The organism is Pseudomonas sp. 5P_5.1_Bac1 (assembly GCF_025466015.1).
Classification (GTDB): Bacteria; Pseudomonadota; Gammaproteobacteria; order Pseudomonadales; family Pseudomonadaceae; genus Aquipseudomonas.
Genome location: NZ_JANLNX010000040.1, coordinates 95,815 through 110,190, shown reverse-complemented (window position 1 = coordinate 110,190; position 14,376 = coordinate 95,815). Strand labels below are relative to the sequence as shown.

At 64.4% G+C, this 14,376-nt stretch carries 14 protein-coding genes; 3 read left to right on the top strand and 11 right to left on the bottom strand.

Going from position 1 to position 14,376, the window contains the following annotated elements; genetic code table 11:
• Window positions 1-28 precede the first annotated feature (28 nt).
• Window positions 29-1,123 (bottom strand): PLP-dependent cysteine synthase family protein, encoded by a 1,095-nt coding sequence (locus NTD82_RS08440; protein WP_095154939.1) that lies wholly within the window; start codon window positions 1,121-1,123, stop codon window positions 29-31.
• Between the two features lie 265 nt (window positions 1,124-1,388).
• Here NTD82_RS08440 and nhaA point away from each other — a divergent pair, with 265 nt between their 5' ends.
• Window positions 1,389-2,570 (top strand): Na+/H+ antiporter NhaA, encoded by a 1,182-nt coding sequence (gene nhaA, locus NTD82_RS08435; protein ID WP_262128421.1) that lies wholly within the window; start codon window positions 1,389-1,391, stop codon window positions 2,568-2,570.
• 79 nt (window positions 2,571-2,649) lie between these two features.
• Here the strand turns inward: nhaA and NTD82_RS08430 are convergent, their stop codons facing one another.
• Window positions 2,650-3,114, bottom strand: coding sequence for a glycine zipper 2TM domain-containing protein (locus NTD82_RS08430; RefSeq protein ID WP_095154937.1), 465 nt, complete (start codon window positions 3,112-3,114; stop codon window positions 2,650-2,652).
• 145 nt (window positions 3,115-3,259) lie between these two features.
• On the opposite strand from NTD82_RS08430, the gene NTD82_RS08425 reads away from it, so the two are divergent.
• Window positions 3,260-3,496, top strand: a complete 237-nt coding sequence (locus NTD82_RS08425; RefSeq protein WP_262128418.1) for a hypothetical protein — start codon at window positions 3,260-3,262, stop codon at window positions 3,494-3,496.
• On the opposite strand, the gene pdxH is transcribed toward NTD82_RS08425, so the two are convergent.
• The 5 genes from pdxH to dinG form a co-directional block, all read right to left on the bottom strand.
• Window positions 3,493-4,140 (bottom strand): pyridoxamine 5'-phosphate oxidase, encoded by a 648-nt coding sequence (gene pdxH, locus NTD82_RS08420; RefSeq protein WP_262128416.1) that lies wholly within the window; start codon window positions 4,138-4,140, stop codon window positions 3,493-3,495. The two genes, NTD82_RS08425 and pdxH, sit on opposite strands and share 4 nt — an antisense overlap.
• Before the next feature lie 19 nt (window positions 4,141-4,159).
• Complete coding sequence (locus tag NTD82_RS08415) at window positions 4,160-5,143, bottom strand: OmpA family protein (RefSeq protein ID WP_262128414.1); 984 nt, start codon at window positions 5,141-5,143, stop codon at window positions 4,160-4,162.
• Between the two features lie 82 nt (window positions 5,144-5,225).
• Complete coding sequence (locus tag NTD82_RS08410) at window positions 5,226-6,371, bottom strand: serine hydrolase domain-containing protein (RefSeq protein WP_262128413.1); 1,146 nt, start codon at window positions 6,369-6,371, stop codon at window positions 5,226-5,228.
• Between the two features lie 106 nt (window positions 6,372-6,477).
• Window positions 6,478-8,742, bottom strand: coding sequence for a beta-galactosidase (locus NTD82_RS08405; RefSeq protein WP_262128411.1), 2,265 nt, complete (start codon window positions 8,740-8,742; stop codon window positions 6,478-6,480).
• Window positions 8,743-8,870: 128 nt separating this feature from the next.
• Window positions 8,871-11,015 (bottom strand): ATP-dependent DNA helicase DinG, encoded by a 2,145-nt coding sequence (dinG, locus tag NTD82_RS08400; RefSeq protein WP_262128409.1) that lies wholly within the window; start codon window positions 11,013-11,015, stop codon window positions 8,871-8,873.
• A 98-nt stretch (window positions 11,016-11,113) separates the two neighbouring features.
• On the opposite strand from dinG, the gene NTD82_RS08395 reads away from it, so the two are divergent.
• Window positions 11,114-11,578 (top strand): CopD family protein, encoded by a 465-nt coding sequence (locus NTD82_RS08395; protein WP_262128407.1) that lies wholly within the window; start codon window positions 11,114-11,116, stop codon window positions 11,576-11,578.
• Between the two features lie 36 nt (window positions 11,579-11,614).
• Here NTD82_RS08395 and NTD82_RS08390 read toward each other — a convergent pair whose 3' ends face one another.
• The 4 genes from NTD82_RS08390 to NTD82_RS08375 all read right to left on the bottom strand — a co-directional run bounded on the left by NTD82_RS08390 (window position 11,615) and on the right by NTD82_RS08375 (window position 14,235).
• Window positions 11,615-12,373, bottom strand: a complete 759-nt coding sequence (locus NTD82_RS08390) for a collagen-like protein (RefSeq protein ID WP_095154929.1) — start codon at window positions 12,371-12,373, stop codon at window positions 11,615-11,617.
• Window positions 12,366-12,641 carry a DUF1145 domain-containing protein gene (locus tag NTD82_RS08385; protein WP_095154928.1) on the bottom strand — a complete coding sequence of 92 codons (276 nt, stop codon included), beginning with the start codon at window positions 12,639-12,641 and terminating at the stop codon, window positions 12,366-12,368. The genes NTD82_RS08390 and NTD82_RS08385 overlap by 8 nt, the downstream gene beginning before the upstream one ends.
• A gap of 84 nt (window positions 12,642-12,725) precedes the next feature.
• Complete coding sequence (locus NTD82_RS08380; protein WP_262128403.1) at window positions 12,726-13,445, bottom strand: OmpA family protein; 720 nt, start codon at window positions 13,443-13,445, stop codon at window positions 12,726-12,728.
• A gap of 91 nt (window positions 13,446-13,536) precedes the next feature.
• Window positions 13,537-14,235: an OmpA family protein gene (locus NTD82_RS08375; RefSeq protein ID WP_262128401.1), complete on the bottom strand. Its 699-nt coding sequence runs from the start codon at window positions 14,233-14,235 to the stop codon at window positions 13,537-13,539.
• Window positions 14,236-14,376 lie beyond the last annotated feature (141 nt).

The window sequence follows — 14,376 nt, the reverse complement described above, 5'->3', positions numbered from 1 at the left end:
GGGGTGCCGAGCCGTCGCGACAAGCGAGTCAAATCCCTTCGCGCAAGACCGTCTCGGGCAGCGCTTCGCCCCGCTCGACACACCCTGCCACCACCTCGATCAACGCCTCCAGTTGATAGCCCTGCGCCTTCAACCACTGCTCGTCGTAGTAGGTCGTCGCATAGCGTTCGCCGCTGTCGCAGAGAATCGCCACGATCGATCCCGCCTCGTCTGCCGACTTCATCTGCAATGCTGCCTGCAACGCCCCGATCAGGTTGGTCCCACTGGAACCACCGACCCGCCGCCCCAGCCGACGCGCCAGGTAATGCATGGCCGCCAGCGACAAGGCGTCCGGCACTTTGACCATCGCATCGATCACCGCCGGCAAGAACGACGCCTCGACCCTCGGCCGGCCAATGCCTTCGATCCGCGACCCGCAGTCCAGCCGCAAGTCGCGGTCACCGGTGCGGTAGCAATCGAAAAACACCGACCGCTCGGCATCGGCGCACAACACTCGGGTGGCGTGGCGCCGATAGCGCACATAACGCCCCAGTGTCGCGGTGGTGCCGCCCGTACCAGGGCTGGAAACCAGCCAGCTTGGCTCGGCATGCCGCTCGAAACGCAATTGACTGAAGATCGACTCGGCGATGTTGTTGTTCGCCCGCCAGTCGGTGGCGCGCTCGGCATAGGTGAACTGGTCCATGAAGTGCCCGCCGCTTTCCCGTGCCAGCCGTTCGGACTCGGCATAGATCTGTGTCGGATCTTTCACCAGATGCGGCTGCCCACCGTAGAACTCGATCTGGGCGATCTTCTCCCGCGAGGTCGTGGCGGGCATCACGGCAATGAAGGGCAGGCCCAGCAAGCGGGCAAAGTAGGCTTCGGAAATCGCCGTCGAACCGCTGGAAGCCTCGATGACCGGGGCTCCGGGCCGCAACCAGCCGTTGCACAACGCATACAGAAACAGCGACCGCGCCAGCCGATGCTTGAGGCTGCCGGTGGGATGGCTGGACTCGTCCTTGAAATACAGGTCGACCTCGGGAAAGCCGGCCATCGGCAACGGAATCAAGTGCGTGTCGGCGCTGCGCTGGAAATCGGCCTCGATGATGCGGATGGCTTCGCGGGCCCAGGTGCGGTCATGGCTCATAGGGGGTTCTCAAGCGAAAGGACTACAGCACGCTAACACAGGATGTGTAGCGCTTTAAAAATCACGAGCGCGCCTCAAATTACAAATCCGGTTTAACCAACTACCGTCCACATAAGCCGATTCCTACATGCCAATCGGAAAACATCGACGAAACTGAAACGATCGAAATTACTTATAACAAAAAAGAATATAGTTTTTATTTTAATGAATAACACAAAGGGTTAGGGTGGCCGGCCTTTTGCACATTTGATGGGAGGAAGCGATCTTGCCTCTTCGTAGCACATTCACTCGTTTCTTTCAGTTGGAAGCCGCCAGTGGCCTATTGTTGATCGCTACCGCGGTCCTGGCCCTGATCATCAACAATTCACCTCTGTCCTGGCTCTACAGCGGGCTGCTGGAAGTCCCGGTGGCGGTCCAGGTTGGCGCGTTGAACATCGCCAAGCCACTGCTGCTGTGGATCAACGACGGCCTGATGGCGCTGTTCTTCCTGCTGATCGGCCTGGAGGTCAAGCGCGAGGTGCTGGAAGGACAACTGTCCAAACCGTCGCAAGTGGTACTGCCCGCCGCCGCCGCAGTGGGCGGCATGGTGGTGCCAGCGCTGATCTACTGGTTCCTCAACCGGGACAACCCCGCCGCCATCGCCGGCTGGGCGATTCCTACCGCGACCGACATTGCCTTCGCGCTTGGCGTGCTGGCCCTGCTGGGCAAGCGGGTGCCTGCCTCGCTCAAGCTGTTCCTGATGACCCTGGCGATCATCGACGACCTTGGCGCCATCATCATCATCGCGCTGTTCTATTCCGGCTCGCTTTCCAGCCTTTCGCTGATGCTGGCCGCCGCCTGCTTGTTGGTGCTGATCGCCATGAACCGGCTGGGGGTGGTCAAGCTCGGTCCGTACATGGTGGTCGGCCTGATCCTCTGGGTCTGTGTGCTGAAAAGCGGGGTTCACGCGACCCTGGCCGGAGTCACCCTGGCGTTGTGCATTCCACTGCGCACCCGCAATGCCGAGACCTCGCCGCTACGCAGCCTTGAACATGCCCTGCACCCTTGGGTCGCGTACGGCATCCTGCCGTTGTTCGCCTTTGCCAATGCCGGCGTGTCGCTGACCGGCGTGACCCTGGAAAGCTTCACCCACACCGTGCCCATGGGCATCGCCCTCGGCCTGCTGGCGGGCAAGACCATCGGCGTGTTCGGCCTGACCTGGATCGCCATCAAGCTGGGCATGGCCGCCCTGCCCAGCGGCGCCAACTGGGGACAGGTCCTCGGCGTGGCGATTCTCTGTGGCATCGGCTTCACCATGAGCCTGTTTGTCGGCTCGCTGGCCTTCATGCCGGGTAGCAGCGAGTACGCCGGCATGGACCGGATGGGCATCCTCACCGGTTCGCTGTTTGCCGCACTGATCGGCTACGGCATCACTGCCCTGTGCAGCCGCAAGGCCCAGGCGAGCTGATCCACGGCTTTTCAGGCAGCACTAAAAAACCCCGAACGGCGCGAGCCGTGTCGGGGTTTTGTCTTTCTGGCGTTGCCGATCAGTGGGTGACGCGGCTGGTGCCATCGACGGTCACGATACGCACGCGCTCGCCGACCCGGAAAATCTCGTTTTCCTGAACCTGCTGTACATAGGCGCGCATGCTGCCATCATCCTCGCGAACGGTAACTTCCACACCTTGGGTACGGGTCAGCCCTTCTTCGGCGGCAGAACCGGCCAAGCCGCCGGCGACCGCACCGATCACTGCGGCGACGATGCTGCCGCGACCGCCACCGATGGCGCTACCGGCTACACCACCGACCACCGCACCGGCGCCACCGCCGATCGGGGTTTTGGTGCCTTCGATCTTCACAGGGCGCAGGGATTCGATGGTACCCATGCGCACGGTCTGGACGCGGCGTGCCTCGTCCCGAGAGTAGGAGTCGCCGGACAGGTTGGAGGCACAACCACCCAGCAGCAGCGACATCGTGGTGAACGATGCAACCAGCAGAACAGACTTACGCATAGGATCATCTCCTTAAGACAGGTGCTCATTAGACTCCGCACATTGACGACTGTCACGACACGCACCGGATAAAATTGCTTCCATTCAGCTTGGGTACAGGCAGCACACCTGGAACTGTCAGAAGGCTCGGTTAACAAGGATAGACATGGATTACTTCATCATCGCCGTCACCACCGTGGCCGGCCTGTATTTTCACGGGTGGCTGTACGTGCGGATCAGGCGCTGGACCGACCGGGACCTGGCCCTGTCGTTTGCGGGGAAAGACGAGCAAAAACGCGCATTCATGCTCCAGCGGCTCGAAGCCGCCAAGGCACAGAAGGTCAAACGGAAGGAGTTGGCGGCCTGGCTGGAACGCGAGGCCGCCGGATACAGCGTCGGTTAAGGCGCCAGCCGCTCACGCAGCCAGGCGCCCTGCTCCAGGCGGTAGTTGAGGCGGTCATGCAGACGGCTCGGACGGCCCTGCCAGAACTCGATACGCTCCGGCAACAGGCGGTAGCCACCCCAGTGCTCGGGGCACTGCGGCTGGCTGTCGCTGAAACGCTGTTCGGTCGCCTTGAGCAGCGCTTCAAGCTCGCCACGATCGGCGATCACCCGGCTCTGCGGTGATGCCCAGGCGCCCAGGCGACTGCCCAGCGGACGCACCTGGTAATAGGCATCGGACTCTTCCGGCGAAACCTTCACCACCTTCCCTTCGATACGCACCTGGCGCTCCAGGGTCGGCCAGAAGAAGGTCATGGCCGCGTACGGATTGGCCAGCAAATGCTGACCCTTGGCGCTCTCGTAGTTGGTGAAGAAGGTGAAACCCTGCTCGTCCAGGCCCTTGAGCAGGAGAATGCGGCAATGCGGACGGCCGTGCTCGTCCACGGTTGCCACGGTCATGGCATTGGCTTCCACCGGGGCCTGTTCGGTTTTCACCGCGTCGGCGAACCATTGGTGAAACAGCGCAAAGGGCTCGCTCGGGGCCTGGGCTTCGGCCAGGCCGTCGCGGGTGTAGTCACGGCGCATATCTGCCAGCGTCTGAGTCATCTACAGCGTTCCTTGAGGATCAGTTGGTCTTCGCAGGGCTGTTGGCCGCAACCTTCTTGGCTGCGGGCTCGGCTTTTTTCGCAGCCGGTTTGGCTGGTGCCGCTTTCTTCTTGGCCGCGGTGTCTTTCACCGGGGCGGCTTTCTTGGCAGGCGCCGCTTTGGCCGGGGCTTTTGCAGCAGCCTTGGCGGCTGGCTTGGCCGCAGGTGCCTTGACCGCAGGTTTGGCATCCTGGACAGCGACCAGCTCGGCCGGGCTCGGGGTTGGCTGCTGGTACTTGGCAAGCAGCGCCACCATGGTGGCTTGCGGGGTCAGGATCATTTCCACACGGCGGTTCAGCGAACGGCCCTGCTGGCTGTCGTTGGCCGCCCGCGGCGCCACCGAACCCAGACCGCGCAGGCCCAGGCGATCACGTTGCAGGCCGCTGAGGCGGAAGATCGCTGCCACCGACTGGGCGCGCTCCTGGCTCAGCTTCTGGTTGGCCGCAGCGGCGCCGCTGCTGTCGGCATGGCCGAGGACCAGGACGGCGGTCTTGGTGTCGGTTTCGACGATCTTGGCCACCCGGGTGATCGGACCGAGGGTGACCGGCAGCAGCATGGCCGGACGATCCGGGTTGTAGCCACTGTCCACCGGCAAGATCACCACCAGCACGTCTTCACGGCGCTCCAGTTCCAGCTTGCTGTCCTTGACCGCCTCGCGCAGGCGCGGCTCGTAGGCGTCCAGCCAGGCCTGGGTGGCCTTCACGTCAATCTTCGGTACCGCCGCCGCTGCGACCTCTTTTTCTTCGCTACCACCAAAAGGCCACCACCAGCTACCGCCCTCGGACTTGGCTTCGGACTTGGCGACTTTCTCGGTCACGGCTGCCTTCACTTCCTGATCGGCGACCTTGTCCGAGCCAAAAGGCCACCAGCTATGACCGTTGTCGGCGGTGTCTTTCTGGGGGTTCTGGGCGCAGCCGGTGATGGCCAGGCACAGGGCAAGAGCTAAGGTTTTATGTGAAGACATCAGCGATACACCATGAAAATGAAAGAAAAAGTACGTGGAATGCAGAATAGCCAACGGGCCTGATGAGTACAGAACCAACCGATCAAAGGCACTCTTTCAGGACCCGCACCAGTTTCTGCGCACGGGGGTCCATGAGGATGTAGGGGCCGAGGGTGTTGGTGACGAAGCCGAAGGCGACGTCATGCTCGGGATCAGCGAAACCGACCGAACCACCCGCGCCCGGATGCCCGAACGCACGGGCGCCGAGGCCAAAGGTGGCGTTGGCCACCGTCGGCTGGTCGAGCATGCAGCCGAGGCCGAAACGGGTACGGGTGAGCAGGGTCTTGTCTTCGCCCAGGCTGTGTTCGCGGGTCAGTTCGTCGAGCAGTTCGGATTCCAGCAAACTGCCATCGAGCAGCCCGGCGTAGAAGCCGGCCAGGCTGCGGGCGTTGCCGTGACCATTCGCCGCCGGCTGCTGCATGCGCCGCCACTCGGGCTTGTTGGTGCTGGTGAGAATTGCCGGCGGGTTGGTGAAGGCCCGGGTCGACAGGGCCTGCGGCTCGCGCATGGTGACCTGAAGCAGGCGCTGCGCCGCTTCGTCGCCGAGGTTGCCCTTGCCGCGAGCGATATGGGCGACGCGGTGGAATTCCTCGTCGGCCAGGCCGATATGAAAATCCAGCCCCAAGGGTTTTGCCGTACGCGCAACGATCGACTCGCCCGGGCCCCGGCCATCGGCGCGGCGGATCAGCTCACCCACCAGCCAGCCATAGGTGATCGCGGCGTAGCCATGCGCACTGCCCGGCGTCCACCACGGCGCTTCAGCGGCCAGGGTGTCGACCATGGTTTGCCAGTTGTAGAGGGCTTCGGCGGGGAGCAGTTCGCGGATCGCCGGCAGGCCGGCCTGGTGGCAGAGCAACTGGCGAAGGGTCACTGACTCCTTGCCGGCCTGGGCGAACTCGGGCCAGTAGCGCGCAACCGGCGCGTCGAGTTGCAGCTTGCCCTCGCCCACCAGTTGCAATGCGGTGACCGCAGCAAACGTCTTGGTGCAGGAAAACAGGTTGGCGATGGTGTCGCTGTGCCAGGCCTCCTGGCCGTCCTTGTCGGCACTGCCGGCCCACAGGTCGAGGACTGTCTCGCCACCGACCTGGATGCACAACGCCGCACCGCGCTCCTGAGGATCGTCGAAGAGGGCCGCGAAGGCCTCGCGTACCGCTTCGAACTTCAGTTCGAAATGACCCTGAATCTGCACCCGACGACTCCTGCGCGACCTGCCTGAAAAGTGGCGTGCATTGTTTCAGCACGCGACGGATTTGGGAACAGACACGGGTCAGACGGCAGCATCATTCATGTAAGGCTCAGGGTTTGCCCGGCTCGCTCGCCGGTTGCCGGGCCGGTGCGCTGCCGACGATCTCTTTCTCCACCTGCAGGTTGGCCTTGCGCACCTGATCGACGAAGCCCTGGAACGGCACGTCGGTGATGCCGACCAGGCCGAAATGACCGTTTTCGCCATCGAGCAGACGACCGCTGGCCGGCTGGTCGGCGAACTGGAACCAGTGCGCGCCGACGATGCTTGGCTCGGCCAGTGCCGCTTTCAGGAACGCCGCGTAGGCCGGACCGCGATCTTCCTCGCGGGCGACTTCCATCGGCCCCGGCCAGAACGGCCCGCGATCGCGGGAACCGAAGTGGAACTCGGAGACCAGCACCGGCTTGTCCAGCGCCCGCAGTTGGGCGAAGTCGTAGCCGTCCTGGGGTTTCGGGGTATAGAAGTTGAAGCTCAGCACATCACAGTATTGGGCACAGGCCGCCACGGCCTCCGGGGTGGTAACGGCGAAGCGGCCGCCCAGCAGCAGTTGGTTCGGCGCATGCCACTTCAGCGCATCGGAAATGGTCTTGAAGTAGGCGTCGGCGAAGGTGCGCTGGAAATGCTTGAAGTCCGCTTCGATTTCCGGGTGCTCGGCGCTTGGCAGCGGCGGCTCGAAGCCCGGGTCTTCCATCAGTTCCCAGGCGCTCAACTGGATGCCCCAGGCCTTGGACAGGCCTTCCTGGTTGCGGTATTTGTCGCGCAGTTGCTTGAGGAAAGCGCGCTTGGCCGGCACGTCGGTGGTCAAGCGCAGGGTGCCGTAGGCCAGGCCATAGCGCGACTTGGGATCATCCCCCGGCGCGGCCCAGGCCAACTCGTTGTCGGCGAAATAACCGATCAGCCACGGGTCATCGCGGTGATCGCGGGCGGCAATGGCGACCGCGCGTTCGGTGGCCATGGCGAAACGCGGGTCGAACGGGTCGGGCATCGCGCCCCACCAGTCCATGCCAGTGCTGATGCTGGCGTAGTCACCGACGATCGCCAGCGGCAAGGTGTAAGGCAGGCGCTGGGCATGGCCCAGGCCGGGGTCGCTCCAGTTGCCGAGGGTGTTGAAGCCCCAGGCCTGCAAACGGTCGAGGGCGTGAGTCTGCCAGCGGCCGGCGTCAAAGGCGACCGGCGGGCATGGCGCGGCGGGTTGCTGCCCGGTTGCCGCGGCTGGCGTGCAGGGTTTGCCATAGGCGCGTTCGAGGTTGGCAGCATAGAAATCAAACCAGCGGCCCTGGTTGAAGCCGCGGCCCTTGGACGACGCATTGCCGTCGTTGTTGTTGCCTTCGCCATAGAACGCCGCCAATGGCGACTCCGCCGCCGGCAGCCCGCTGAACATCGCTTCACGCCCGGCGACATAGGTCCGCCCGGGCTCAGGGTTCACCGCGTTGACGCCCAGCGAATAGAACGGATGCCCCTCCGGCGTGACCAAGTACCAGCGACCATCGCGTTTGACCGTGCGGAAGAAGCCCTTGGCATCGAAGGTCTGCCCGCCGGTCCAGCCGCCGAAGCGGTCCAGCGGCTGCTTCTGGCGTTCGGCCAGCCAGGTCTTGAGTTGTTGCTGCTCTTTGGCGGCGGCGCTGCGCAGTTGTTCGTCGCTGCTGACCTTTTCCGGCCAGCGCCCCCGGCTGAACTGGCCATAGCCATCGATCAACTGGCTGTACGCCGCCTGTTGCAAGCGGTCATCGTCCTGCACGTTGATGCGCTCGATCAACACGCTCTGGGCGACATTCGGCTGGTTCATCGACAGGGTGACTGAGGTGACCTGGCTCAGGTCCAGCTCGCCAGCACTGCCGGTCAGGATCAGACGCTGGCCTTCGAAGGTCCAGGGCATCGGTGGGCCGGCACGCATGCCCTGGCTCAGCGGCGAGCTGGCCTGGAGCGGAATCAGCACGGTCTGTGCCGGGCCGGCTGGCAGGTCGATGCGGCTGGTGAGGGTTTTGCCGTCGGCGCTCTGAATGGTCACGTTGACGGTCAGGGCCCAGTCCATCCCGCTTTGCAGGCGCAGGGTCAGGGCCTTTTGCGCGGACCAGTCCCAAACGCCGGTCTGCGGACTCATACGCAGGTTGGGGCGCTGCACCGGATTGAACACCACTCGGCGCAGCACTTCGCCTTCGGCCGTCTGCTCAGCGTTGTACTGCGGCAGGCTGGCCTCCTCGGTCGCCACGTTTACCACGGAGGTGGGGCGCACAAAGTTGAACAGCGTCTGCTGCGCGGCCAACAGTGGCGGGCAGAACATCAGCGCGAAAACGGCGGGAAGGGTACGGCGCAACATGGGGCTCGAGTTCTCCTTGAAGGACCCTTGCGGGTCTTGGGTCCGGTGAATAGACAGCGAGAAATACAAAAGATTTTCAGCGCCTGATCGCTGCGGCCTGGCGGGACGCCGAAGCGCAGCGATTGGCCTCAGGAAATTTCCCGACGAAACGGCGGCAGCGCGTTAAGAATAGCCTTGCCGTAGCGTTGGGTGACCACGCGGCGGTCAAGCAGGGTGATGATTCCGCGGTCCTCTTCGGTCCGTAGCAGGCGACCGCAGGCCTGGATCAGTTTCAGCGACGCATCCGGCACGGCGATTTCCATGAACGGGTTGCCGCCGCGCGCCTCGATCCATTCGGCCAACGCCGCTTCCACCGGGTCATCCGGCACGGCGAAGGGGATCTTGGCGATCACCACGTGCTCGCAATAGGCACCCGGCAGGTCGACCCCTTCGGCGAAGCTGGCGAGGCCGAAGAGCACGCTGGAATCACCGCCATCGACCCGCGCCTTGTGCTTGTTCAAGGTTTCCTGCTTGGACAGGTTGCCCTGGATGAACACCTGTTTGCGCCAGTCGCGGTCCAGGCCGTCGAACACGTCCTGCATCTGTTTGCGCGAAGAGAACAGCACCAGCGAACCCCGCGAACCTTCCACCAGTTCCGGCAGGTCGCGAATAATCGCCGCGGTGTGGGCGGCGGCGTCTCGCGGGTCGGCGCGCAGGTCCGGCACCCGCAGCACGCCGGCATCGACGTGGTGGAACGGGCTCGGCACCACCGTGGTGACCGCCGCCCGCGGCAAACCGGAACGCATGCGGAAACGGTCGAAGGTGCCCAGCGCGGTCAGTGTCGCCGAGGTCACCAGGGCGCCGTGAGCGACGCTCCACAGATTGCGCCGGAGCATTTCGGCGGCGAGGATCGGGCTGGCGTTGACTTCGATGTCGAACAGCGCGCCGCTCTCGGCCAATGTCAGCCAGCGCGCCATCGGCGGGCTGTCTTCCGGGTCTTCGGCGGTGAAGGCGGTCCACAGTTCCCAGTTGCCCTGAGCGCGGGTCAACAAGGTGCCGAACAGCGGGTACCACTCCTCGGCCTGGTGGCTGGCGATGCCGATATTGACCTCGCCATCCATGCCTTCCTTGAGCAGGTCGGTGAGGCGGGAGAACAGGTCGTTGAGACGGGAAAAGCCCTTCTTCAGTTCGATGCCGATCTCGCGGATATGCTCCGGAATCACACCGCCGACGAAGCGATGCCGAGGCCGCTCGCGGCCTTCCAGGTCATCGCTGGGACGGAAATCGGCGACCTGCTCGCAGGCGCTGAACATGAATTGCTGCTGATTCTTGATCTCCCGGGCCAGCTCCGGCACCTGCTCGATGAACTTGCCGAGGTCACCCGGCAGCGGGTTCTGGGCCAGCAGCTTGGTCAGGTTCTTCGCGGTCTGTTCCAGCCAGTCGGCGGTGGAGCGCAGGCGGCTGTAATGGGCGAAATGGCCGATGGCCTTGTCCGGCAGGTGATGGCCTTCGTCGAAGACATAGATGGTGTCGCGCGGATCGGGCAACACCGCGCCGCCGCCCAGGGCCAGGTCGGCGAGGACCATGTCGTGGTTGGTGACGATCACATCGACCTTGCCCATGCCCTCGCGTGCTTTATAGAAGGTGCACTGGCCGAAGTTGGGGCAGTGGCGGCCGGTGCACTGGCTGTGGTCGGTGGTGACCCGCATCCAGTCCTTGTCTTCCAGGGCCATGGGCCAACTGTCGCGATCACCGTCCCAGCGGTTGCCGGCAAGCTTCTCGATCATGCTGTTGAACAGCTTCTGGCTGACTTCATCGACCTCGATCTTGAAGCCTTCTTCCTCGAACAACTGCGCCGTGGCGCTCTGCGCGTGGCCTTCCTGCAACAGCAGGTCGAGCTTGGACAGACACAGGTAACGGCCGCGCCCCTTGGCCAAGGCGAAGCTGAAATTCAGGCCGCTGTTGCGCATCAGGTCGGGCAGGTCCTTGAAGACGATCTGCTCCTGCAGGGCGACGGTCGCCGTGGCGATGACCAGGCGCTTGCCAGCGGCCTTGGCCGCGGGGATCGACGCCAGGCTGTAGGCCACGGTCTTGCCGGTACCGGTGCCGGCCTCGACCGCCACCACGGCCGGGTCGCCAGAGCGCCGGCCTTCTTCGTCGCAGTCGATATCGCCGAGCACCTTCGCCACTTCGGCGATCATCAGGCGCTGGCCATAACGCGGTTTGAGGCTCTTGGCTTCGAGAAAACGGGAGTAGGCGCCCTGAATCTGGGACTTGAGTTCGGTACTGATCATGGTCTCGGGGCGCCCAAAAGGCTGGATAAATTTTCAGTGTTTCGAGTGGGCCGGCTATCATACCCCGCTATTGCCCTTTGCGCCGAATGGAGTGCCCGATGACCGCCTACGCCCTTCCCTACAGCCTGCATGTCCTGGCCGCCATGGTCTGGGTCGGCGGCATGTTCTTCGCCTGGATGATCCTGCGCCCGGCGGCCGCCACGGTCCTCGAAGGACCGGCCCGGCTGCAGTTGTGGCTGGAAGTGTTTCCGCGTTTTTTCAGTTGGGTGTGGATCGCCGTGCTGGTCCTGGCGGTCAGTGGCGTGGGCATGCTGCACATGCACTATTCCGGCTTCGACCATGCGCCGCGCCATGTGCAGGTGATGATGGGCGGTGCCATCGCCATGTTCGCCCTGTTCATGCGGGTGCAGAGCCTGTTGCTGCCTGAGCTGCGCAAGGCCGTCGAGGCTGGCGACTGGGCAGCGGGCGCCGGTGTGATGGGTCGCATCCGGCGCATGGTGGGGATCAATCTGTTGCTGGGGATTGCGGTAATCGTGGTGGCGGCGTCGCGGTTGTCGTTCTGAGGGCCGCGGCAACGCCGCCGCCCCTCACACCACGCGTTACAGCCGCTGCACGCTCAACTCACCCGGCGACCCGGCCAGCCCAGGCTGGCCAGCGGCGCCGGGACGCCCGTCGGCACCGCCATCGGTGCGATAGACCAGACAGCCCTTGCTCGCCCCGCCCTGCCCCGGTTTGCCGGCAACGCCCGGCGCACCTGGCGCGCCGCCGTCCAGACGCACCTTGATCTGCTCCGCCGGATAATCCGCCGGCAGGCTCAGGCGTACCCGGCCACCGGGAGCACCGTCATGACCATTGCCGCCGTTGTCACCATTGGCACCTCGGCTGGCCTGGCCCCAGGTGCAACCACCGGCCTTGCCGTTGGCGCCATCAAGGCCGACGTAACCCGGCGCACCGGCGCCACCGCGGGCGTCGATGGACAGCAGCGGTGCCTGCAAACGGTTCAGCCGCAGGTCCAGGTTACGGCCTGACTGGGCCGGTTTTTCATAAGTCCCCGGCGCGCCGTGAGCGGCGATCTGGCTGCCTTCGGCCAGTTGCGCACTGCCGGCTTCGATACGCAGGGTGTCCTGGGCCGGCACCACGGCAATTCGTGCATCGCGGCCGAGTGTCAGTTGATCGACTTTCAGCTCCACCAGACTGGACGGCAGCAGCAAGGTGGCGGAATCCGCCACATCGAGGCGCTCCAGGTGAACGACACTGGCCTTGTTTGCCAGGCGCAGCACCGAATGCGGTGCAACGCTCAGGGCATCGGCCATGCTCAGCGGGCTGAACAACGCGGTCAACAGCATCAGCTTACGCATGCTTGGCTTCCTTGGGAGGTGCGGGGATGGAGAGGATATGGAAGATGCCCACCAGCAGAATCTGCAGGCGGTCGAACCAGCGGTGGCTGCGCTGGCGCAGGCGACCGTTGAAGAACAGGATTTCGAGCAGATGAAGCCCCAGCAGTGAGGCGCCGGCCAGGTTGATCAACTGGTGGAACGGCGGTTGCGCGGGAATCAGCAGATTCACCAGCACCACCCACCAGAACACCACTGTCAGCGCCTTGAACAAGCCGAGAAAGCCTTTCATAGCCTTGCCTCCTGAAGGGTTCGCGTCAGCCGTGGCGGTCCGCCAGGAGACAGACTGCCACCATAACGGCTGACGCCGCGCCGATCAATTGAGGTGCAGCTCTACCCGGCGATTCTGCGCACGGCCAGCGTCGGTTTCATTGTCTGCGACCGGCTCGCTTTCGCCGCGCCCCTGGCTGGTGACCTTCTGCGGCGACACGCCCTGGTTGATGAGGTACTCGGCGGCGGCGCTGGCGCGGCGCTCGGAGAGGCTCTGGTTATAGGCGTCGGTGCCCTTGCTGTCGGTGTGCCCGACCACGCGGATGCGGGTCACCGCCGGGTTGCCCAGGCGCTCGACCAGCGCTTGCAATTGCTGTTGCGCGGCCGGCGTCAGCTCGGCCGAGTCGAAGGCGAACAGCACGTTGCCTTGGTCGCTGAGGGTGATGACTTCCTGCACGGGCTCCGTTTCGACGGGTTTCTCCGACACCGGGTACTGCGGCAGCGGGCAGCCGTTGTGGCTGACCGGGGTATTGGCCGGGGTGTCCGGGCAGCGGTCGCGGCGGTCGAACACGCCGTCGCCGTCTTCGTCGCCGTCATGGGCGAAGCAGATCAGGCCGCCGGCAATGGCACCGGCGGCACCACCGCCGGCTGCCCATGCCGAGCTTTCGATGGCACCGAGGCCACCGCCTACCAGGCCGCCGAGCAGGCTGCACAGCGGCCAGGTCCGTTGATTGAGCGGTGCGCTTCCATCGCTGTGGGTCGCGCAACCGGAAAGCAAGCCGGCCGCCAACAACACGGGAAGCGCGGCTCTGGTAAGTGCGGTCATGGGGGAATGCCTCCTGTGTTACTGGCTATTACCAGCACACAGGAGTAAAGACCGGCCCGTGGCACTTCACAAGCCACGGGCCGCGAGGCTTTCAACGCTCGATGCGGATTTCCGTGCGGCGGTTCTGTGCCCGGCCGTCCGCGGTGCGGTTGTCGGCTTCAGGCTGGCTTTCACCGGCACCGCGCACCGAGACGAAGCTGGCGCGTGGCACGCCGCTTTCGATCAGGTACTCGGTCACCGAATGCGCCCGGCGCTCGGAGAGTTTCTGGTTGTAGGCGTCCGAGCCGACGCTGTCGGTGTGCCCGGTCACGCTCAGCCGGGCGCTTGGCGCTTCCTGTTTCAGGCGAGTGGCGATGGTGTTCAGGCGGGACTTGTCAGCCGCGGTCAGCTTGGCCGAATCGAACTCGAAGTGGATGTCACGGATCACGATGGTCTCTTCCTTCACCACCACCACTTCTTCGACCACCGCGACCGGCACAGGCTCTGGCGGGCAGCCGTTGGCATCGACCTGGACACCACGCGGCGTGCCCGGGCACTTGTCGCGGCTGTCCGGCACGCCATCGCCGTCTTCGTCACCGTCGCCATGAACCCAGCAGTACGCCGCGGCCAGGGTGCCGCCGGCCAGCGCGCCCCAGCCGGCCCAACTGGTGCTCTCGATCGCGCCCAATGCGGCGCCACCGACGCCTCCGACGGCTGCACATTTCGGCCAGTCGGTTTTTTGCAAACCTGCACAACCAGTCAATACGCTGGCTAGCAGAACCAGAGGTAAAGCTGTGCGAACTATGCTCATTTGTTGCATCTCCCAGGAGGATTCGGTGCAAAACCGATGCTCTGGGAGTAAAGACCGCAGCGTCCATCTCCGCCAGCAATAAGCCATGACGCAACCACCGCGCCCCTTTGCCTTGGCGCCGTGGCCCGCTAGTCTTGGCGG